This is a genomic window from Lysinibacillus sp. CD3-6 (assembly GCF_006351725.2).
Lineage (GTDB): Bacteria > Bacillota > Bacilli > Bacillales_A > Planococcaceae > Lysinibacillus.
Genome location: NZ_CP085880.1, coordinates 866482 through 887307 on the forward strand (window position 1 = coordinate 866482; position 20826 = coordinate 887307).

Genomic DNA, 20826 nt, shown 5'->3' on the forward strand with positions numbered 1-20826 from the left:
AAAATACGAAGAGTCAGGCAAACGATATGCAGAATCGTGGTTACAAATCGACTTCTTCAAATGGTGCTGGTGCTTTTCTAAGAAAAGAATAAGTCTTTAGAAGCCGTTGCGCCAACAACGACTTCGAAAAGTTACTTTTGTTTTTCCCATTTACGTCCAGGCTCTTGTGTTGGAGGCAAACGGTCTCCTTGATCAATTTTCACAACCCTTGGTTTAGAAATTTGTCCACCGCGTGGGCCAACTTCTTTGTAAGTTCCGGGTGGTTGGTTATCCTGACCTGGTTTCTTTAAATTAGACATTTTAACACCTCCTCTCACTGTCATTATTCGACAGAAGATGGAGGAAACCTTTAACAAAATAGGAGGTTTTATCATGAATCAATTAACAAGAAATATCCCAAGTACAGAAGTTGCTGAAATGGTCGGACGTGATCATAAAAATGTTTTGCAAGATATTCGAGGGATTATCGCTCATTTAGACGAGCTGAAAATTCAGTCCGTTAATTATTTTATTGAATCATCGTACAAAGGTGGAAACGGACAACAACGTCCATGTTTCTTATTAACAAAGCAAGGTTGCGAACTGTACGGAAATCGAATGACAGGCGCAGATGGAACAGCGTTTTCAGTGAAATACATCGAACGTTTTAACGAAATGGAACAAGTACCTCAAAAAGTAGTTCCACTTTCCAAAGACCAAGCACTAGTAACGGTACTGCGTACAACAGCTGATTTGGTCGAAGATACTCAAGCAATAAAATTAGAACAACACGAAATACGTAAAGAACTTTCGATGATTAATGAAAAAGTTGAAGAGCAAATTACTTTAACTTCAGGAGAACAACGGGCTGTTCAAAAGGAAGTTGCCATAAAGGTCTATGAAATTGAAAATGACTCAACAATCCGCCCAAAACTATTCCGTGAATTGCATCGTGAAATTAAAGATCGTTTTGCTGTACCAAGCTATAAAGATGTTCGTCGTCAAGAATTACAAACAGTTTTGAATTACATTCGCTGTTGGGTTCCTAGAAAAGTTTCTTGAACTTCTCAAATTAACAAACTGGAGGTGTGATACATGATTCAAGTCCAAATAGACGAACAACAAGTGCTAGATATTGCACGAAACGAGATAAAAGCTAAATTACAAACCATTGAATCAGAATTTGTTTTTTGGGATTTAAAAACTTTATGTGAAAAAACTTGCATGTCACGCAGTTTTGTTTTAGAAACATTCTTCTTTTTGCCGGATTTCCCAAGACATAAAGTCGGTACTAAATGGTTAATTCCAGCCAAAGAAGCTAGTGAGTTTTTAACAAAATGGTTGAAACAACAACCAAGAGCATAGGAGAGGCCAGGGCAAATGGCCTCGTCAAACTACCAATCTAGTAAGAGGTAGGGGCAAATCTACCTCTTATCTCAATAATAAAGCTAACTTAACAAAGAGACCATGCAACGGTTGCATAATATGCAAATTCTGCATAAAAAGGATGGATAAATATGGACTTTGACATTGGGACGTTAATAAAAAAGTGTCGTAAGAAAGCCAAGCTTTCACAAGAGGCATTTGCAGATTTGATGCACACGACACAATCAACGATTAGTCGTATAGAACAAAATTTGATTGCTTGTGAGGCTAAGTTTTTAGCTAGGGCAGCAGCAGTCACTAATTCACAAGATGTTGTTGTAGCTACATTGTTTAGCACGGATGCAGCACTTCAATTTTTACAAACAGTACCTATGTTTATTGGAGGATTATTCAATTGGATGCTTTAGAAAAACTGAATCAACAGATTAATAGAGAGCTAATTTGTATCGATGATTTAACAACTGAAATCAAAATGCTTGCTCGTAAGGGTCAAACCAACTTAGCCAAACAACGAGAACATGACCTACATAATTCATTGAACCAACTAGAGAAACTTCATAGAAAAAAGGAATTGTGGGCAACAGTAGATGTTTTAAACCAGCAAGGAATACTTGTACAGGTGGTGAAGAGATATGCGCATCAAGCCTAGAGCGTGGAGACACATGTCGTTAAAGCAGAGGTTAATATATGTACATTTCTTTTGTGACAAGAAAGTATTAGAAAAGTTAAATGGCAATAAAAAAGCTGCTTAATCTTAGCGAGAGATTAAACAGCGACAACTTATACAAGTTTATTATAACACAAAATCAGACGTTTGCGAGTCGAAACTCGCTTCCGTCAAGCAGCTTGTAAATGGTTGGTTAGCCGTTTCCTCTAAGGAATTTACAAGTTGCTTGATGGGAAAAGCCATCAAAAAAACCACTGCGACAACAGTGGCTTCAAAAACAAATAATTTACATCATCATACCACAGGAGGGCAAAAAAGATGAAGAAAATTGAGCTGGTAGTTTTAAAATTACGTGATTTCAAGGGCATTAAATCACTAGATATTCAATTAGACGGTGGCAACGCGGAGATTTTTGGTGACAACGAGGCAGGTAAAACTACAACATTTGATGCGTTCTTATGGCTTTTATTCGATAAGGATAGCAACAACAAAAAGGATTTTGCTATTAAGACTTTAAACGGTGACGGAACCGAATGCCACAACTTGGAGCATACGGTTGAAGGCTCATTCTTAATCGATGGGGTGCAAGTTACTTTAAAGAAAATTTACAAAGAGATTTGGATTCAAAAAAAGGGCGGAGTCAAAAAGGAGTTTACTGGTCATAAGGCTTTTCACTTTGTAGATGATGTACCGATGTCTAAAAAAGACTATACGTCCAAAGTTGCTGAGATTGTAGATGAAGAAGTGTTCAAGCTTTTAACATCACCAACGTACTTTAATGAACAAATGAAATGGCAAGATCGTCGTGCCTTACTTATTGAAATCTGTGGTGATATTTCGGATGAAGATGTGATTGCTTCGAATAAATCGCTGGCTAAACTAAATGACCTTCTTAACGGCAAGACAATGAATGATATGAAAAAAATCATTACTAGCCAAAAGAAACATATCAATGACGAGCTTGAAAAGATTCCAGTACGCATTGATGAAATCAATAAAATGATGCCAGAAACGACTGTAGACATTGAAAAAATGCGTCAACAAGTGGAGCAAATAGAAGCAGAGATGGATGAACTGCAGCAACAAAAAATCCGTGTGAAAAATGGTGCATCAGTACTTGATAAACAACGCCAGTTGCAAGAGTTAGAAATGAAGCTGAATGACCTTAAACGCTCGTTTGAAGCTGATAGTTTGCAAGAAGTTCATAAGCTTCAAGTACGTTTGCAGGAAGCGCAAGGTAATGTGCAAATTATCCAATCTGAAATTCGCATGAATGAGGTTGAAAAGCAATCAATCAATCGTGACATTCAAGCGTTTACTGGTCGTATTACGCAAAATGAAGCGTTTATGCAGAAGTTACGAGAGGAATTTGCTTCATTAAATGCATGGACTTTTGAGTATTCGGATGAATGCGAATGCCCTACTTGTAAACAGGCATTGCCAACAGAACAAGTTGAGGCTGTTCGAGCAGAGGCTTTAGCACAGTTTAATGAGCGCATTTCTAAGCGTAAGGCGGAAATTAAAGCAGAGGGGCCAGTATTCGCGGATGAGAATACTCAAATTCAAACGCAAATTCAAACAAAGAACGAGAAGCTCAATTCTGTTCTAATCCCTAAATCTAAGGAGCTAAACGAAAAATTAGCCGCAGCAGAAAAAGAGCTTGCAAAGTTTAATGAAAAATTACAGCAAGCACAAGCATCTGTTCCAGACGTTACAACAACAGATACTTACCAAGCAATTGTGGCACAAAAACAGGCGCTGCAAGCTGAAATTCAACAGCTTAATGAGCATGCAAATGAAGCGATTGCTGGTATTGACCAAGAAATCCGGGGCGAGCGTGATATTATCGGCAACTTAAATTCCGAAATCGCTCAACATGCAAACATTGAAGCGAGTAAAGAGCGAATCATTGAGCTGGAAGATCAACAGGTGAAACTTGCTCAAGAGTACGAAAAACTAGAGCAAACTACATTCCTTATCGAAGAATTTATCCGAACAAAAGTAAACATGCTCACTGAACGTATTAACAGCAAGTTCAAATACGCACGATTCAAGCTATTTGATACACAAGTAAATGGTGGATTAAACGAAGTATGTGAAACGACATTTAAGGGCGTACCTTACGGCACTGGCCTTAACAATGCAGCGAAAATCAATGTCGGCTTAGACATCATCAATACACTATCAGCTCATTATGGCATCCTAGCACCTATTTTCGTAGACAATGCCGAGGCTGTAACCAAGTTTATAGATGTGGAAACTCAACTTATTAGCTTAGTGGTTTCTGAAAAGGACAAGCAGTTACGAGTTGAATTAGAACCAATCGAATATAAGGAGGCAATTTAACATGGAATTATATGAACAAACGACCGTTTTTAATTCAAAACTGGCAGGTAAGGCAGTACACATTAAAGGCCACGATGTAGATGGTGAAGAATATGACCGTGTTTTCCTTGTGAAGTCAGTAGACGGTGAAAATCTTACTTTAGTTAATTGCCAAGGTAAAGTAATTTTTTTACACATGGAAAGCTTCGATTCTTTTGATAAAGAAGCGTTAAAACTTAAAGTATTGGAGGCAATGTAACATGACTTTCGATGTGGGAGAGAAAGTGAAAGTTACAAATAATGATGGCACTGAAACATACACAGGGACAATTTATAATTACAACGATTTTAGAGAGCCTGGTATGGAGTATGCAGTATTTTTAGATGATTTAAATGAACCAGTTTTTGTTGGCGAAAACCAATTATCGAAGGTTAAAGGGGATGTTCATTAATGACAAATCAATTAGCACAACAACAAAACCAAGTAGCTCCAAAAGAAAAACAAAACGCTTTTGTTACACAAGTAGCGAAAAAGATTGAGGAAATGAAACAACAAGGTCAAATTAACTTGCCAGATAACTATTCTGCAGTTAATGCCTTACAAGCAGCTTATTTCACGCTGACAGCCGTAGATTTCGGTAGTGACAAAGCATTGATTGATAAAGTAACTCCTGAATCAGTAGCCTTTGCTCTCCAAGACATGGCAATCCAAGGGTTATCTGTAGCTAAAAAGCAGGGTTATTTCGTGCCATACGGTGACAAATTGCAGTTCTTACGCTCTTATCATGGTACCCAAGCAGTCCTTAAAAGATTGAATGGCGTAAAAGATATTTGGGCAAACGTTATCTGGAAAGGCGAAGAGTTTGAGGTCGAATATAACGAACGAGGTCAACTAGCTTTCAAAGCTCACAAAGTAAATTGGAAAGCTGCCACAGGTAAAAAAGAGGATATCGAAGGTGCTTATTGCATTATTGAGCGCGAGGACGGCAAACAGTTCTTAACGGTTATGACAATGGATGAAATTGCAACAGCATGGTCAACAGCTAAAACGCAAAATGTCCAAAATAAGTATCCGCAAGAAATGGCGAAACGTACAGTTATCAACCGTGCTTCGAAAGCCTTTATTAATACATCCGATGATAGTGATCTATTAATAGAATCTGTTAATCGCACAACTGAAAATGAGTTTGAGCCAACAGTCAAAGATATGGGTGACATTGAAGAAGTGAAGCGAGAAATTGAACAAAATGCTAACTCAGAAGTAATTGATTTTACTAATGAACCTGCTGAAAAAGTTGAGGCAACAGTAGTTGTTGAAACTAAAAAGCCAGTACAGCAACAGCAAGCATCATTTACTGATGGTCCAGGTTTCTAATGATTGAAATCAAAACTCTAGCAACAGGAAGTAAGGGGAATTGCTATCACATTACAGATGGTAGCACCCCTCTACTCCTAGAGTGTGGTATCAGCTTCAAACAGATACAGCAGGGACTTAATTTCGAGACTTCAAGCCTTGGTGGTGTCTTTGTTACCCATGAGCACAAAGACCACTGTAAAGGCGTGGAATCGGTGTTAAATCGAGGGTTAGATGTTTACATGTCAAAAGGAACTCAAGAGGCTTTACAGATACAGCATCACCGTATTGTTACAGTCGAAAGCAAGCAACAATTTAGAGTAGGTACGTGGACGATATTGCCGTTTGATGTGCAGCATGATGTAAATGAGCCGTTAGGGTTCTTATTGCAGTCAGATAACGGTAGCAAGATGTTATTTGCAACGGATACTTACTATGTGAAATACCGATTTACAGGTTTAACACACATCATGATTGAGTGTAATTATGACCAACAAACATTAGATGACAACGTAGAGAGTGGCCGAATACATCCAGCAATGCGTAAAAGGGTTATGAAGTCACATTTTAGCTTAGAAAACCTTTTAGAGTTCTTTAGAGCTAACGACTTATCAAAGGTCGAAGAAATACATTTACTGCATTTATCGGATGGCAATAGCAACGTGGAGCGCATTTTTAAAGCAGTAGCAAGGGTAACAGGCAAGATGATTTATATTCCTTGATTTTAGAATATTGAAAATATGGAGGGCGAAAAACATGGCAATAGCATTAAAAAGTAATGAACTTGAAGTAGTTGGGCGAGAAAGATTAACGCCAGCAATAGATGTAGCGAAAAAATTTGTATCTACATCACAAGCTAGACCAGCATTAACTTATGTGGCTTTACGAAAAAACGGTGAGATCCATGCTACAGATAGTCATCGAGCAATTATCTTGAAGAACATTCATTCTTACAAAGAAGAATTATTGTTGAACTATAAAACATTGGATTTAATGAAAGGTTACAACTATCCAGAACTAGGTGGGTTATTAAAAGTTGGAGAGCCACCTCAATCTTCGTTCCAGTTATCTAAAGAAAATGCTTTGCAACTTATACCTGCAATTAAATTTATTAAGGCAAACAAATTTTCAACTATGAAATTTACTTTTACAAACGAATCTATTGAATTTTCAGTACCTGGCATTCACTTAAAATTAGATGGTTTTGAATTTGATATTAATCAGCACAAAGATACTGATAATACACTTTCATTCACACCTTCCTACTTATTAGATGCTTTTGAAGCATTTATAAAATTTTCTTCAGATGAAAATATCACTGTTTATAACCAAGGGGCATTAAGGATTTTTATTTTGGAAAACGAAGAAATGACTATAGGGGTTTTACCACGCAGAGTTTTTTAGGAGGGACGAGGGCAAATGGCTGAAATCACTTGGATTAAGCTACGTACAGATATGTTTGATAACACAAAAATCCGTTTGATTGAGAAGCTACCAGAGGGCGATACAATCTTGGTCATTTGGGTGAAGTTATTAGCAGCTGCGGGCAAAGCAAACTGCAATGGATACATTATGTTAAGCGAAAACATTCCAATGAATATTGAAGAAATGGCAGTAATATTTGATCGACCGTTAAACACTGTCAGATTGGCATTAGAGGCATTTAAAAGATACGGCATGGTAGAAGTTGATGAAAACGAAATCATCCGTATACACAACTGGGAGAAGCATCAAAACGTTGATGGAATGGAGAAAATCAGACTTCAAACAGCAGCTAGAGTGGCGAAACATCGTGAGAAAAAGAAGGCTGAACAAGCTTTACCATTACCTAAAAATGAAGATAACGCTACATGTAACGTTACAGTAACGCAAAGTAACGAAACAGAACAGACTAAGACAAGACTAGATAAAGACTTAGATATAGATAAAGACATACAACAGACAGTTAGTCAGTCGTCGGTTGCATCTCAAAAATTATTCACTTTCTTTACAACAAGATTAAATCGTTTCGCAAGTGAACAACTAAGAGAAGATATTAATTTCTACTTAGAAACTTACTACGATGCAGATTTAATTATCGAAGCATTTAATAGATCGCTAGCAGATGGTCGTGTAAAAGCTAAAGAAAAATATGCATTAGGTACATTACGAAATTGGAAGCATGAAGGCGTCCTATCATACGAACTTTTACAACAGAAGGAGGCAGCGCAGAATGCAACCATTAGCCAAGGTTATGAACGACCTAGTAACAACGAATACGACAACCTCTCACTCTAGTGAAATTTGCGAACATTGTGGAAATGAGGTAAAGGCAATTTCGGTTGAAGTCCTGGGAAGAACTCGTTGGGTGCAGCCTGTATGCCAATGTGAACAGGACATTAAAAAGGCTGAGGTTGAACGCTTGGTACGAGCGAAAGAAGAAAACGAGGTTCGTAACTTATTTTCCATTAGCAATATAGGCCAGAAATACTTGAATGTTAGTTTCGAGAATTTCCTTATGCGTCAAGGTGCTGAAAATGCATTCAAAGTAGCCAAGCACTATGCGGAACATTTTGAGGAATATGGTTGTGATTCAATCATGCTCTGGGGTGATGTCGGGAACGGTAAAACTCATTTAGCAGCTGCTATACACAATTACTTAGTTGCACAAGGAAAGGTAATCGTATTCGTATCAATGCCGGAACTACTAAGCAAAATTAAGGCTACTTTCAATCGCAACAATAATGAAAGTGAACAGCAGATTATGAAAGCGCTTGTTATATGTGACCTACTTATTATCGATGATCTTGGTGCTGAAAAAACAAGCGATTGGGTGCAGGAAACCGTATTCGAAATATTTGATGCTCGTTGTCGTCGTGAGAGACCGATTTTAGCGACATCAAACTTAAATCCGAAACAGTTGCCAGAGCAAATAGGAAAGCGTGCTTGTGACCGTTTAGTCGAGATGTCACAGCCAATTGAAAACAAGGCTACTAGTTATCGTCGAGAGATAGCCAAAGGGCGAATGAGTAAATTTGATGCGATTTTAAATCATTGAGGGGCGCACAGCCCCTTGATTGGAGGGTGAAGGGATGAACACAGACATTCAGTTTTTGAAGGAATTACAAGCTCAAATGAAATGGGAAGATGAACATGATTATGATTCACAAGCTTCGCCTAGATTTTGGACTGTTATGGATTATAAGAAAGAACCGTGTTGGGATGAACATGCAGAGTACTGGGTAATTTATTCACCGAGTAATTGCGAGGATTATTCAATGGAAGAAGAAACAATTAAGGATTTAATCGACAACCATGATCTAAAAGGTGATGCAGCTGAGATTTTAGAGGATTTTAGCATTATGGATGATGACGATGTATTGGAATGGTTCCAAAAATTCATTGATGGAGATGCATATTTAGTTCCTCAAAGAGAAGTTAGTTTCATTGCACCAAATACGATGTTCCTTACCAAAGAAGAAGCTAAACGCCATATTGAACTAAATCACTATCATTATTCGAAAAAAGCTCACACATACGCAATGACAGCCTGGCGAGCACCGAAAGTAGCGCAATTAATCAACATCTTGATGTCGTTTGATTGGGAATCAGTACAGGTGAAGAAGGGGGTAACGAATGGCTGAAAAAGTGAAGGTTAGTCATAAGGTTGCTGAGGCTTACCAAGAACTATTAGACAAACATGAAGGCAATTCATTAGCGGTAGTTTACGAATGGTCTGAAAAGATCCTAGCGCATAAGACGAATTGTGTTTTAAAAGATATTGATTGGTTTACTTTGTTGGCTTTAATTACTGGTGGATATGAGGTATTCGATGTAACTCCAGAAGAGGATATTGCAGAAATATATCTCAATTCTAAACAAAATATTAAGACTCAAAAATCTGTTTCAAATAAAGCCTTTAATGAAGGTGTCTGCGACGGAATAATTACAACTTTAAATTTACTTAACTTGAAAATCGAAGGAGTGAATGAGTGATGAATCCAGTATATATAGGTTTTGGAGTTATACCATATGCAATTATCATTTGGCGCAAAGATGATCAAGCAGAACACAGAACATTTTGTGATGATGAGCAAGCTATCCAAGACATGCTAGAGCGTCATCAAACGGATGGGGATTTTTATAGTCGATTTGATGCAGCAACAGTTTACTATCCAGAACAGAGAAAGGAAATGATTGCATGATTAACCGAGTCGTTATTGTTGGTCGACTTACAAAAGATCCTGAGCTTCGATATACACCGAACGGCATTGCATCATGTCGCTTTACAGTGGCAGTTAACAGACCATTCAAAAACGAAGGTGAGCAACAGGCAGATTTCATCCCATGTATGGCATGGCGTAAACAAGCTGAGAATCTAGCTAATTTCATGAAGAAAGGTAATTTAATTGGAGTTGAAGGACGTATCCAAACAGGCAGCTATGAAGGGCAGGATGGTAAGCGCGTTTTTACAACTGATGTTGTAGCAGACAGCATCCAATTCTTAGAGCCAAGAAACAGCACAGGAGGCGCTCAGAACACGCCAAACTATCAATCTAGTACAAATACAGGTGGAACGAATCAAATCCCACCACAGGGCAATTATGGCGGTAATAATAACCAGCCAAGTTATACGAGAGTGGATGAAGATCCATTTGCTAATACAAAGGCACCGATAGAGGTCGATGAATCAGATTTGCCTTTCTAAGGAGTGATTTATATGTCAAATACACAAAAACGCAAAATCTTGTACGGCAAAACACTGAGAGAATTACAAAAGCAAATTAAATTTCAAGAGCATGCAGCTTATGTACCCATCAGCACGGTTAAGTTTTATGAAAATGAAAAATAACCATATCAAATTTTAGTAGAGAAAAAGTGGCTAGCAAAGGAGCGTAAAAATGAACTTAACAAAATTATTTGATACACAGGCAGCGTTGGACGAGCACATCATGCAAGAGCATTCGGAGTTACGAGGACAAAACAATCTTGATTGGAAGCTGTTAGCACTACAGGTTGAGCTTGGTGAATGCGCGAATGAATGGCGTGGGTTTAAGAAGTGGAGTAAGGACCAGGAGCCGAGAATTTACAAAAAAGAAACACATTATGTTGATGTACCAACTGATAATCCCAATTGGATTGAAAGAAAAGATATTGGCGAAGTAAGAAACCCACTTCTTGAGGAATACGTTGACTGCTTGCATTTCATTTTGAGTATTGGGTTGGAATTGGAGTTAAACGATAGATCAAATTCTCTGATAAGAGAATTACACGCTGGGGAAACCGAAATAAACGAAATGTTTGTAGAAGTTTTGACACATACGTGTGACTTATATTGGGCGGATTATCACGATCCTGAAAATACCGAAAGTTCTTATAAAAACATTTTCAGTAACTTTGTTCAGTTGGGTCAATTACTTGGCTTCACATGGGAACAGGTCCAAGAAGCCTACTACGCTAAGAACAAGGTCAACCATGAGCGTCAAAACGCTGGGTATTGAGGTGCTGTATGAAAGAATATGCACTCTTCAAAGGTGAACAGATGGTAGCAATAGGAACGGTTGAGGAAATAGCCGAGGAACGTGGTGTTAAGCCAAAAACAATACAGTTTTACATGTCGAAGGTTTATCAAAGACGCGCTAAAAGTGAAGTGAATAATAGATTACAGCTCATTAAACTTGAGGATTAAATAGGGTGCCGACAGGAGGGCAAACATGAACGTACTCAAAATTGAAATACCAGGAGATGTGCAGGCACAACAGCGACCGAAGTTTTCAAGGTTTGGAAATAACGTGTCTGTACGTGATCCGAAAGAATCCAAAGACTATAAATCATTCGTGAGATTGGTAGCCTCACAGGTTGCGCCAGATGCACTTATTACCGAGGAAATAAGGCTACGAATTGATGTTTATCGCAAGATACCTAAATCATTTAGCAAAAAGAAGCATCAGCAAGCTGTAGATGGAGAGTTAAGACCTACAACTAAGCCAGACATCGACAACTTAGCAAAGGGCATAAAAGATGGCCTTAGTAAGGTTGTATGGCATGACGATAGCCAAGTGACGGAGTTGTTTGTTCGTAAGTTGTATTCGGATAATCCAAGGGCAGAGGTGACGATTGAATGGGGCGAAAAGTAAAAGGAAGATACATTTTATTCTCGCAACCAGAACACGAAATGTTGCAACTGGATTTCACGCATGAACAGATCGAAAAATTCATTGGTATGTGGGAAGCTGATTTCTCTATTAATTTGATTTATCGCAAGTTGAATATTCATAAGGTTAGTGCTGCTCTAATTGCTATAGATTTGGAGTTGTTAGGAGTAATTAAACCAAGGAAACATGGATTAATCGGTAAGAGGTTAGATGGTGATTATGATGATTGGTTTGAGGATTTTAAAAAGATAAAAGAATTAGTGCTGTGTAATGGTTGAAAGATATTGCACAGTAAATGGAGGGAAAAATAATGAATTTTGAGCGTGGAGATAGTGTGAAATTTGGAGAAAAATGGTGTAAAGAACATGGACGAGAAGAACTTATAAATCAAATTGTAAAATTTTCACCACAATGGTTTGAAAACGATAATGGTCTTTACACTTATGAAGAAGAATGTCCTGGTATTTATGATGAAGAGAATCAAGAAGCTGATAGCATTTATCATCTATTTGGGAATAACTTCGAAAACTTTAAGGACTGTGAGCTAATTAAAGGAACGGTTGTGGATAAAGAATCTTATCAAAAAATCATTCAAGAACAAAGAGATGCGGCAGCAGAACACTGGTACTAAACATTTCGAGAAGAATGCGCACTTGAAAGATTTTGTGCAGTAGGTGATTTTTAATGAAACCGAGATTTGTAAAAATTACAAAGAAAACACACGACCTTAATTGGTGGTATCGTTATGGTTTGATTGGTAAAACATTTGAAGTTTTAGCTATCTCACCATATAGCTTTGCAAAAATCGAATATGAAGAAGATACGTTTGGTTGGCTACCTTTAGATGTTTGCGAAATTAATCCGCATTTAAAAGTAGTTAGTTGCTGAACACTTTGAGGATTAAACGATATACCTTAAGGGGCCAGAGCAACCGTTACTACAGCTGAGCCGCACATAGCGGCTAAATGACCAACAACAAGTACTAAACATTCATACAATAAGTTATTTTTCATATCAACCACCACCCGATTCATTTTTGCTACTAAAAGCAACTGTAATGTTATTAACAACACAAGTAAGGTTACTAGCTCTGGTCTTTGACCGACTGGTCCCTTAAAGCATATCTAATTACATTATATATCCAATATTGAATGCTTTTCTATCATTTACTCTTTTTAATTATAAAAAAAGCCGCAGCGTCGTCACACGCTACAGCTCGAATTGGTTTATGCCCTTTGATGGCTTAGTCATATAAGCATTATATCATAGGGGGCAAAACTATGTTAAAAGAGAGAACAGAATTAAATCGCTACCAACTAGACAAGGCAATCAAGAAGTATCACGACAACATGTGTAAGTACATGAGAATGAAGGATGAGCTTGATTCATTAACAGCTGCTGCATCTACTGCGCAATATGGAATTGAAGCAACAATGCCAAAAGCAGTTGGTGGCACAAGTGATCCAGTCCATGCACATGTACAAATTAGAGCAGCGCGCGAAGTACGAATTAACAAGATTAAAGACGAACTACTTATGGTTCAAAATTTAACAAGCAAGGTAGCTGGCGACATAGAGCAAGAAGTGCTTTATTGGTTGTTAGAGGGCATGCCTTTCCGTTGGATTGGTGCAAAGCTTAATATGAGCCATACAAGCGTACAACGAGTACGAGAACGAGTTATTGATCTGATGATGAAGTGACCTTCGGGTTGCTTCATTTCATCTAGTAAACAACGAGTACAAGCCACTTTCAAGTCTAATTAAATCATCATAGTTAGTTGCATGGTAACGTTTTTTAGCATTAGCGCAACATCGGTAACGAACATGAGCTTCAATTGTCTTTTCAGTAGAAATAGAACCATTTCGAAGCATGTAGTCCTTTATTTCTTGTATAGAAAATTCTTTCTTTCCAGTTGAAGCTATTAAGTTTTTGAAGGCATTTAGAAGTTCATCTCTACATGTTATCTTTTCAGTTAGCATTTTGATCACCTCTTAATGTATTTGAGATTAATTTAACAGATTATTAAGGAATGCGTAAGTAATTGAAGAGGTGTGATTCGTGTGATGTGATTAGAAGTATAGGTGTTACAGATGTTACAAATGTGCCAAGTGTTACAAATGTTCCAGATGTTCCAAACGTATCATTTTGGATAGGGTGCGATGTAAACTAAAGGGGAGGTCGGGCAGGTAAATGTTTCTTCCCTTGGTATTTATAAAAACCTAAATATTAGGGAAAGACAGACCGACGACCGACCAGCGCCTCATAAACTTGTTCGAGGCAAGACATACATGGCCGGCCCATATATTTAAAAAGATTAGGTATCTTAATTAATATAAAGGGCTAAAAATCGGAATAAGGAGTGGTTATTATGTGAACTTCGTCCACTTTCCATTTTGATCAGTCAAACATACTAAACGTGCACGGAAATGCACGAAAACAATTCGATACAATAATTAACGTGGGGAAGAAGCTCTGCCACGGTTGCTAGAAGTGAGCTAAATCGACAGTTTTACCACAAATAGAATAATAGACGAATGCAAGACCCCTTGAGCGGATTCGAGGGGTTTTTATTTTGCTTTGAAAACTGCATCAAACAGCCAAAACGCTTTGTGTCGAGAGGGTAGAGTTTGGTGTGGTTTTGAAAGTGAAGTTAGTAGAAAGTTCTTCCTATTTGTCGTCTCTAAGATTAAGATAAACTGGGAGGGATATTTGTGACCGAAGAAATACATGACATGTTAATCGAAAAATATGAAGAAACCGGAAGTGTATATAGTGCATTCCATGATTTTTATTCTAAAAATTATTTATCTTCCATGGTAATACAATTTATTGAAAATCAAGAAGCTAATAATGAATTAATTGGTGATGAAAATAAAAAATTAGAAATTAAATATTTAGTTATTCCGAAAGTAGCAAATGCAATATTTTTAACTCTATATAGCGATTTTGAGTACTTCCTAATTAATTTATGTAAAGCATACAAAGAAACTTTGAATTTGCGGTTAAAATTCAGTGATTTAAAAGGCGATGGAATTATAGGAGCGTTGAACTATTTAGATAGAGTTGTTGGTATCGAAGTGAAAAATAATAATTATTACCAGGAGTTACCTCACTGGAATAAAATAAGAAATGTATTAATTCATAATAGTGGTATTATAGAAAAAGAATCAGTTGATAGTATTGATAGACTAAATATTAAATCTGCTCATTCTTTAGGGAATGAATTAATTACATTAAGTTTAAAAGACGTTGAGAGATTTATTTTAATAACTGAAAACATACAAAAGTATCTAATAAAAAGGTAAGGGTTATCTAAATCGATAATCCTTACCCTTTTTTAATTAAAGAAATAGGGGTGGTGGTGATTATGAGATATGGCTAATTGGGATGAAATACAGAAAGAGTGGGAAATCACAAAGATTACACTTGCTGATCTTGCTGAAAAGCATGGAATAAAACTTGGTACATTAAAAAGCCGAAAAAGCCGAGAGAAATGGTCGAGGGATGCAACTGAAAAGGATGCAATCAAAACAGCGAAGGTTGCAACTATTTCTAGTAAGGATGCAACCGAACCGAGTAACCATGAAGTGATACAGGATGCACCGCCTAAGAAGGATGGGCGAGTGAAGAAACGAAGTGGCAATCCTAATCCACCGAATCAGTTCACCAAACGGAACAGGGCTGCTATGATACATGGCTTGCGTAGTAAGTTCCTTTACGATGAGCAAATTGAAATCATGGAAGCTTTGCAGGACTTCGATGTCGTTGACCAACTGTGGTTGCAAATCGAATTAAGCTTCTCAGCTATCATCCGTGCTCAAAAGATAATGTGGGTAGAAGATCCGTTTGACCATTTGAAAGAAGTTAGTGGCGAGATGGAAGGCGAGAGCATCAGCAAGACAGATTACAAAGTTATCTACGCTCACGAACGCTACGAGTCTTACATCAAAGCTCAAACAAGGGCGTTCGCTGAACATCGTAACTTGGTTAAGCAGTTCATGGACCTTACAACCGAGGATGATGAGCGTAGGCTTAAACTTGAGCAGATGCAGTTGAATATTGATAAGACAAAAGCTGAAATTAGCAAAATTGAGCAAGGCGATACAAATGCTCAAGAAAGTGAAATCGCTAAGATGCTTCGTAAAATGGCAGGTGATGATTAGTGGCCGAACTTACACCGAAGCAAAAAGAGGTTATGGATTCTTTTATTCAAGAAAGACCTAAAATACTGCTCGCCAGTGGCGCGAAACGTGCAGGGAAAACATTCGTGTTTATTCTGCTTTTTTTAATGCACATTGCTAAATACGAAGGGCAAGGATTGTCATTCATTATGGGCGGGGCTACTCAAGCGAGTATTAGACGTAACATATTAAACGATATGGAAGTCATTCTAGGTAAAGAGTTAAAGCTTAATAAATCGAATGCAGTTTCTGTTTTTGGCAATAAAATATATTGTTTTGACGGCGCTAATTCTGATGCATGGAAAAAGGTGCGTGGTTTCACTGCTGCTGGAGCACTACTCAATGAGGGCACAGCGCTTCATGATTCATTCGTAAAAGAAGTTATCTCACGTTGCTCATATAAAGGAGCTCGTATATTGATAGATACTAACCCTGAGAATCCAGCGCATAGCGTAAAAACAGATTACATTGATAAAGATGGTCAAATGTTAGATAACGGCCGTTTAAATATCAGAGCATTCCATTTTACGTTGTTCGATAATATCTTCCTTGACCCTGAATACGTTGAGTCAATTATTGCTTCAACTCCGACAGGGATGTTTACTGATCGCGACATTCATGGACAATGGGTAGCTGCTGAAGGTGTAATTTATAAAGACTTCAATAAAGATACACATTACATTTCGAGAGAGAATATCGAATCAGTGAATATTACGAAATATTTCGCTGGTGTTGACTGGGGGTATGATCACCACGGTTCTATTGTAGTGATGGGCATTGACGACAAGGATAACGTGTATTTGATTGAAGAGCATGCAAAGCAACATGAAGAGATTGATTATTGGGTAACCGTAGCTAAGGACATTAAAGACCGTTACGGCAATATAAACTTTTACTGTGATAGCGCGCGTCCAGAGCATGTTGTTCGATTTAGAAGAGAAAGAATACGTGCTTTAAACGCAGATAAAAAAGTAGTTGCAGGAATTGAAGAAGTTGCAAGGTTATTCAAACAAAACAAATTGTATGTTGTTCGAGAAAATGTGAATCGATTTGATAAAGAAATATATCTTTATGTATGGAATGAAACAACGGGTGATCCAATAAAACTGTGGGATGATGTGCTCGATGCATTAAGGTATGCAATCTATACAGAATTGAAACCACAACGTCGAAAAGGCTAGGGGTGATTGAATGAATACTTATAAATATTTGAATCAGTTTCGAAAACAAGGAGCTGACCCACAATTAATAACAAAAGTAATTAATGAACATAAAGCAGATAAAGAAAAACGCATATTATTTTATGAGCGTTATAAAGCATCTGTTGAGGGTGTGCCTATTTTAAAGCGTGAGGCGGTCGATTATGACGAATTTGAAACAGGGGCTATAAAACGTATCGATAACAAAGTAAACAACCGTCTAAACAATGCGTTTGATGCTGAAATAGTAGATACAAAAGTAGGTTATATGTTTGGTCATCCGATTGGTTATGAAATTGAAGAAAAGTCGAGAGATAGTTTAGTTAAAATGAAAGACGAAGTAAATGACTTTCGGTTACGTAATAATGTTGAGGATAAAGATAGCGAGTGGGGCAAGAAGGCTGCAATATGCGGTTACAGCGCTCGGATGGCTTATATCGACAAAGAGGGTAAAGAACGCATTGTTAATATTGACCCTTGGGAAACGATTATCATTTCATCAACAGATTATACAGAGCCGGAATTTGCCATTCGTTATTTTGATATTGATGATAACAAACAGCGTGTCGAGTTTTACAACAACGCTTATTTTTATGTATTTGAAACAGGTGAAAACGGCCTACCTCTAGTGGGAGAAGGAAAGCTTCACACTTTCGATTACTGTCCATTATGGGGGTTGCCTAACAATGAGGAACTTATGGCAGATGCAGAGAAAGTATTCGCGCTTATTGATGCTTATGACCGTACGTTATCAGATGCGTCCAATGAAATTGAGCAGTACCGTTTAGCATACCTAATTTTAAAAGGTTTAGGTGCTGATGCTGAAACCATTGCGGATATTAAAAAGTCAGGCGTCTTTGAGTTGTTTGAAAAGGATGATGATGTTCGTTATTTAACAAAGGATATTAACGACACCATGATTGAAAATCATTTAGATCGTCTGGAAGCTAACATCTTGCGTTTAGCGAAGTCAGTCAATTTCAGTGATGAATCATTCTCTAACAATGCGTCAGGTGTTGCTATGAAATACAAGCTAATGTCACTTGAAAACAAGTGTGTAACGATGGAGCGCAAAATGACTGCTGCTTTACGTTATCAATTCAAGGTAATTTGTAGCGCATGGGCAAAGAAGGGCATTTGCTCTAATGAAGATTATTTGAAGCTTTGGTTTAGTTTCCGTCGTAATGTTCCTGCTAATTTATTAGAGGAGGCTCAAACGGCCACAACGTTAATGGCGATAACATCACAAAAAACAGCGCTGTCTACGCTATCGATAGTTGATGATGTGGACTATGAGATGGAACAAAGGGAATTAGAGCGAGATGGAATAGAACCATTATTTAAAGATGATGGTGGTGACGAAGATGGATCTCGAAAAGTACAGTGAGAAGCTGGAAGATTGGGCGGATAAAGAACTCAAGAAGATTGAGGGCTCTATCCGCTTTTATTATCGCCAATTAGTAAATGTAGCGCTTGGAGAGTTAGGCAAGATTTACGCTGACTATGAAGATGATGGCGTACTTACTTACGAAAGCATGATTAAGTATGATCGATTAAAGAAATTCATTGATTCGCTCAATGAGCATGTTGATACGATGTCTATAGAGGTACAAAACAGTATCTCAACTCATTTAGCAGAATCATATGTCTATTCATATTCGTGGATGGGATGGGCTATTGAAAACGAGGCTCGAAGGAACTTGCAATATAGTTCTCTAAAGGTTGAACAGATAAGAGCAGCTTTAGATAATCCTGTAAAAGGCTTAACTTTATCCCAGACACTTGAAAAGAATCGGAGTGACATAATCTATAAGATTCAACAGGACGTTACTCAGAGCCTTGTGAGAGGTTCTAGTTACAAAGATATGGCTGAGTCATTAAAAGGTACATTTGAGGGTGATTATGAGAAGGCTATTAGAGTGGCACGTACTGAAACGCATCGAGTAAGAGAACAAGGAGCATTAGATAGCGCTAAACGAGCTAATCAAAAAGGCATTCTCATGTTAAAGAAATGGCGAAACATGAAAGATAGTCGCGTTCGTAAAAAATCAAAGGCGAATCACATTAAGATGGATGGTATGCAAATACCTGTAGATGATTTATTTGACTTAGGGAATGGTGAAAGTGGTATTGCACCAGGTAACACAGGATATGCGCATCATGATATTAATTGTCGCTGCTTACTTGTTTACGAAATAGAGGATGTACAAGGGCAAACGAATGACGATTTAGCGAAGCGAACCTTTGAAGATTTTAAGAATGCAATGGACAACGATTCATCTTCATCAACTGAGGTTAAAAAAAGAGCAAGTAATGTAATTCCAAATATTAAGAATGCGAAATTTATTGATCAAAAGCTTACTTATTACGCACTCGATAAAAACCATCCTACAGGTGGACCTAAAGCTGTTTTATTTGATGACTTATTGGGGTATAATCAGAGCAACTGGAAACATTTGAAAGATACGATCATGAAGCAATTACCTGATTCATTTACTAATTCAAAAGGGCATAATGGTCATGGTGAAACGTATGAATCGATATTGAACATTAGTGGTCCATCTGGAAGAAGCGCATTTATTCTTACAGGTTGGATTGTTAAGGATAATACCGATACGCCAACTTTGACTACAGCTTATATCATCGAAGAAAAGAAAGCGAAAAAGAAAATGGAGGATGATTAGAATGATTGAAGCAAAAGAATACGACGTTGTTTTAACGAAATCAGGCATTGAAGCTACAATTATTGAAAAATATGATTCCGAACCATTGTATTACGCTCAAAGGTCGGATGATGATGAACTGATATCTTTAAAAAGCGACGAAATAAAGAAAATAATCTTTAAAGCATAGAACACTTAACCAAAATGGTTGAGTGTTTTTATTTTGTGATGAACAGCCGTAGCAATACGGCTTTTTATTATGCTCGAAAGCCTAAACAGAGGATAAAAGCGAATAAGGCAAAATACTATTGTGTTCCGTGGGCATAGCGTGCGGAGGACTGGAGGATGCAATGAAAATTAATTTAGATAAATTGAAAGAATTAGTTGAAGCTGGTGACGTTACTGCAATTGAAAAGCATGTTTTAGAGGAATCGCTTGAAAAAGGCGACTTAACATTGGCTGTGAAAACTAATAGAGATGTTAAAAGCGACTTTGAGTCTGAGCGCGACAAGCACCATACCAAAGCACTTGAAACATGGAAATCGAACAATCTTGAGGCTTTGATTGAGGAAGAAGTAAGCAAACGTAACCCTCAAAAAACACCTGAACAAATTGAAATCGAAAAGCTTCGCAAAGAAATCGAGGACGAACGTAAAGGTCGTGAACGAGAGACATTAAAAACCAAAGCGATTGAGTACGCTACCGAACAAGGTCTACCAACGAAATTCATCGAGCGTTTTTTAGCTGACGATGAGGAAAGTACGAAAGTGACGCTTGGTGAATATAAAGCAGAACTTGATACGTTTGTTCAGGCGCAAGTCGATGCCAAATTCAAAGAATCTGGTCGCGACATTGATAAACCTGGACAGGGCGGTCCTACAGTAACAAACTTATCGGAATTAGCTAGTGCAGCTAGTATCCGAAAATAAACGAGAAGG

The 20826-nt window shown here is 37.7% G+C and carries 33 protein-coding genes; 31 read left to right on the forward strand and 2 right to left on the reverse strand.

All coding sequences use genetic code 11. The annotated features are described in order from the left end of the window. Nucleotides 1-131: 131 nt before the first annotated feature. Complete coding sequence (locus FH508_RS03910) at nt 132-299, reverse strand: YjzC family protein (RefSeq protein ID WP_173478023.1); 168 nt, start codon at nt 297-299, stop codon at nt 132-134. Nucleotides 300-372: 73 nt separating this feature from the next. Between FH508_RS03910 and FH508_RS03915 the strand changes: the two genes are divergently transcribed. The 24 genes from FH508_RS03915 to FH508_RS04025 all read left to right on the forward strand — a co-directional run bounded on the left by FH508_RS03915 (nt 373) and on the right by FH508_RS04025 (nt 13545). Beyond that, the gene (locus tag FH508_RS03915) at nt 373-1041 is read left to right on the forward strand and encodes a Rha family transcriptional regulator (RefSeq protein ID WP_173478022.1); all 669 of its coding nucleotides are present in this window, start codon (nt 373-375) and stop codon (nt 1039-1041) included. Nucleotides 1042-1074: 33 nt separating this feature from the next. Next, complete coding sequence (locus FH508_RS03920) at nt 1075-1344, forward strand: group-specific protein (protein WP_173478021.1); 270 nt, start codon at nt 1075-1077, stop codon at nt 1342-1344. A gap of 152 nt (nt 1345-1496) precedes the next feature. Beyond that, complete coding sequence (locus FH508_RS03925; RefSeq protein ID WP_173478020.1) at nt 1497-1772, forward strand: helix-turn-helix domain-containing protein; 276 nt, start codon at nt 1497-1499, stop codon at nt 1770-1772. Further along, on the forward strand, nt 1760-2014 hold the full coding sequence (locus FH508_RS03930; RefSeq protein WP_173478019.1) for a hypothetical protein: 255 nt from the start codon (nt 1760-1762) through the stop codon (nt 2012-2014). The genes FH508_RS03925 and FH508_RS03930 overlap by 13 nt, the downstream gene beginning before the upstream one ends. Before the next feature lie 336 nt (nt 2015-2350). Beyond that, nucleotides 2351-4378, forward strand: a complete 2028-nt coding sequence (locus FH508_RS03935) for an AAA family ATPase (protein WP_173478018.1) — start codon at nt 2351-2353, stop codon at nt 4376-4378. Nucleotide 4379: 1 nt separating this feature from the next. Next, nucleotides 4380-4616 carry a hypothetical protein gene (locus tag FH508_RS03940; RefSeq protein ID WP_173478017.1) on the forward strand — a complete coding sequence of 79 codons (237 nt, stop codon included), beginning with the start codon at nt 4380-4382 and terminating at the stop codon, nt 4614-4616. A 1-nt stretch (nt 4617) separates the two neighbouring features. Then, the gene (locus tag FH508_RS03945) at nt 4618-4809 is read left to right on the forward strand and encodes a hypothetical protein (protein ID WP_173478016.1); all 192 of its coding nucleotides are present in this window, start codon (nt 4618-4620) and stop codon (nt 4807-4809) included. Then, entirely contained in the window at nt 4809-5732 is a 924-nt protein-coding gene (locus FH508_RS03950) for a RecT family recombinase (protein ID WP_173478015.1), read from the forward strand. Before FH508_RS03945 ends, FH508_RS03950 begins: the two co-directional genes overlap by 1 nt. Further along, nucleotides 5732-6433 carry an MBL fold metallo-hydrolase gene (locus tag FH508_RS03955; RefSeq protein ID WP_139860337.1) on the forward strand — a complete coding sequence of 234 codons (702 nt, stop codon included), beginning with the start codon at nt 5732-5734 and terminating at the stop codon, nt 6431-6433. The genes FH508_RS03950 and FH508_RS03955 overlap by 1 nt, the downstream gene beginning before the upstream one ends. 34 nt (nt 6434-6467) lie before the next feature. Next, nucleotides 6468-7115, forward strand: a complete 648-nt coding sequence (locus FH508_RS03960; protein ID WP_139860335.1) for a hypothetical protein — start codon at nt 6468-6470, stop codon at nt 7113-7115. A gap of 15 nt (nt 7116-7130) precedes the next feature. Then, nucleotides 7131-7988 (forward strand): phage replisome organizer N-terminal domain-containing protein, encoded by an 858-nt coding sequence (locus FH508_RS03965; RefSeq protein WP_139860333.1) that lies wholly within the window; start codon nt 7131-7133, stop codon nt 7986-7988. Continuing rightward, the gene (locus FH508_RS03970; protein ID WP_228134378.1) at nt 7924-8748 is read left to right on the forward strand and encodes a DnaA ATPase domain-containing protein; all 825 of its coding nucleotides are present in this window, start codon (nt 7924-7926) and stop codon (nt 8746-8748) included. Before FH508_RS03965 ends, FH508_RS03970 begins: the two co-directional genes overlap by 65 nt. A gap of 34 nt (nt 8749-8782) precedes the next feature. Beyond that, nucleotides 8783-9334 (forward strand): hypothetical protein, encoded by a 552-nt coding sequence (locus FH508_RS03975; protein ID WP_173478014.1) that lies wholly within the window; start codon nt 8783-8785, stop codon nt 9332-9334. Next, a complete protein-coding gene (locus tag FH508_RS03980; RefSeq protein ID WP_173478013.1) occupies nt 9327-9686 on the forward strand; it encodes a hypothetical protein in 360 nt (119 codons plus the stop codon). Before FH508_RS03975 ends, FH508_RS03980 begins: the two co-directional genes overlap by 8 nt. Further along, a complete protein-coding gene (locus FH508_RS03985) occupies nt 9686-9895 on the forward strand; it encodes a hypothetical protein (RefSeq protein WP_173478012.1) in 210 nt (69 codons plus the stop codon). The genes FH508_RS03980 and FH508_RS03985 overlap by 1 nt, the downstream gene beginning before the upstream one ends. Beyond that, entirely contained in the window at nt 9892-10398 is a 507-nt protein-coding gene (ssb, locus tag FH508_RS03990) for a single-stranded DNA-binding protein (RefSeq protein WP_173478011.1), read from the forward strand. The genes FH508_RS03985 and ssb overlap by 4 nt, the downstream gene beginning before the upstream one ends. Before the next feature lie 12 nt (nt 10399-10410). Further along, nucleotides 10411-10542, forward strand: coding sequence for a hypothetical protein (locus FH508_RS23910; RefSeq protein WP_255639656.1), 132 nt, complete (start codon nt 10411-10413; stop codon nt 10540-10542). Between the two features lie 49 nt (nt 10543-10591). Beyond that, nucleotides 10592-11191, forward strand: a complete 600-nt coding sequence (locus FH508_RS03995; RefSeq protein WP_173478010.1) for a dUTP diphosphatase — start codon at nt 10592-10594, stop codon at nt 11189-11191. 8 nt (nt 11192-11199) lie between these two features. After that, entirely contained in the window at nt 11200-11379 is a 180-nt protein-coding gene (locus FH508_RS04000; protein ID WP_173478009.1) for a helix-turn-helix domain-containing protein, read from the forward strand. Nucleotides 11380-11404: 25 nt separating this feature from the next. After that, entirely contained in the window at nt 11405-11827 is a 423-nt protein-coding gene (locus FH508_RS04005; RefSeq protein WP_173478008.1) for a RusA family crossover junction endodeoxyribonuclease, read from the forward strand. Further along, on the forward strand, nt 11812-12123 hold the full coding sequence (locus FH508_RS04010; protein WP_173478007.1) for a hypothetical protein: 312 nt from the start codon (nt 11812-11814) through the stop codon (nt 12121-12123). The genes FH508_RS04005 and FH508_RS04010 overlap by 16 nt, the downstream gene beginning before the upstream one ends. Before the next feature lie 32 nt (nt 12124-12155). Further along, a complete protein-coding gene (locus FH508_RS04015) occupies nt 12156-12476 on the forward strand; it encodes a hypothetical protein (protein WP_173478006.1) in 321 nt (106 codons plus the stop codon). A gap of 53 nt (nt 12477-12529) precedes the next feature. Continuing rightward, nucleotides 12530-12733: a hypothetical protein gene (locus tag FH508_RS04020; protein WP_173478005.1), complete on the forward strand. Its 204-nt coding sequence runs from the start codon at nt 12530-12532 to the stop codon at nt 12731-12733. A 392-nt stretch (nt 12734-13125) separates the two neighbouring features. After that, entirely contained in the window at nt 13126-13545 is a 420-nt protein-coding gene (locus FH508_RS04025; protein WP_228134379.1) for a hypothetical protein, read from the forward strand. A gap of 18 nt (nt 13546-13563) precedes the next feature. On the opposite strand, the gene FH508_RS04030 is transcribed toward FH508_RS04025, so the two are convergent. Further along, nucleotides 13564-13824 (reverse strand): DUF7669 domain-containing protein, encoded by a 261-nt coding sequence (locus FH508_RS04030; protein WP_173478004.1) that lies wholly within the window; start codon nt 13822-13824, stop codon nt 13564-13566. A gap of 732 nt (nt 13825-14556) precedes the next feature. Between FH508_RS04030 and FH508_RS04035 the strand changes: the two genes are divergently transcribed. From FH508_RS04035 to FH508_RS04065, 7 genes are all read left to right on the forward strand, one after another. Next, nucleotides 14557-15150 (forward strand): hypothetical protein, encoded by a 594-nt coding sequence (locus FH508_RS04035; RefSeq protein ID WP_173478003.1) that lies wholly within the window; start codon nt 14557-14559, stop codon nt 15148-15150. A gap of 69 nt (nt 15151-15219) precedes the next feature. Further along, nucleotides 15220-16008: a hypothetical protein gene (locus FH508_RS04040; protein ID WP_173478002.1), complete on the forward strand. Its 789-nt coding sequence runs from the start codon at nt 15220-15222 to the stop codon at nt 16006-16008. Between the two features lie 32 nt (nt 16009-16040). Further along, entirely contained in the window at nt 16041-17207 is a 1167-nt protein-coding gene (locus tag FH508_RS04045) for a PBSX family phage terminase large subunit (RefSeq protein WP_173478125.1), read from the forward strand. 10 nt (nt 17208-17217) lie between these two features. Next, a complete protein-coding gene (locus FH508_RS04050) occupies nt 17218-18612 on the forward strand; it encodes a phage portal protein (RefSeq protein WP_173478001.1) in 1395 nt (464 codons plus the stop codon). Next, nucleotides 18590-19909, forward strand: coding sequence for a DUF6883 domain-containing protein (locus FH508_RS04055; protein WP_173478000.1), 1320 nt, complete (start codon nt 18590-18592; stop codon nt 19907-19909). The genes FH508_RS04050 and FH508_RS04055 overlap by 23 nt, the downstream gene beginning before the upstream one ends. Before the next feature lies 1 nt (nt 19910). After that, nucleotides 19911-20078: a hypothetical protein gene (locus FH508_RS04060; RefSeq protein WP_228134380.1), complete on the forward strand. Its 168-nt coding sequence runs from the start codon at nt 19911-19913 to the stop codon at nt 20076-20078. Nucleotides 20079-20238: 160 nt separating this feature from the next. Next, on the forward strand, nt 20239-20817 hold the full coding sequence (locus tag FH508_RS04065) for a DUF4355 domain-containing protein (protein ID WP_173477998.1): 579 nt from the start codon (nt 20239-20241) through the stop codon (nt 20815-20817). Nucleotides 20818-20826 lie beyond the last annotated feature (9 nt).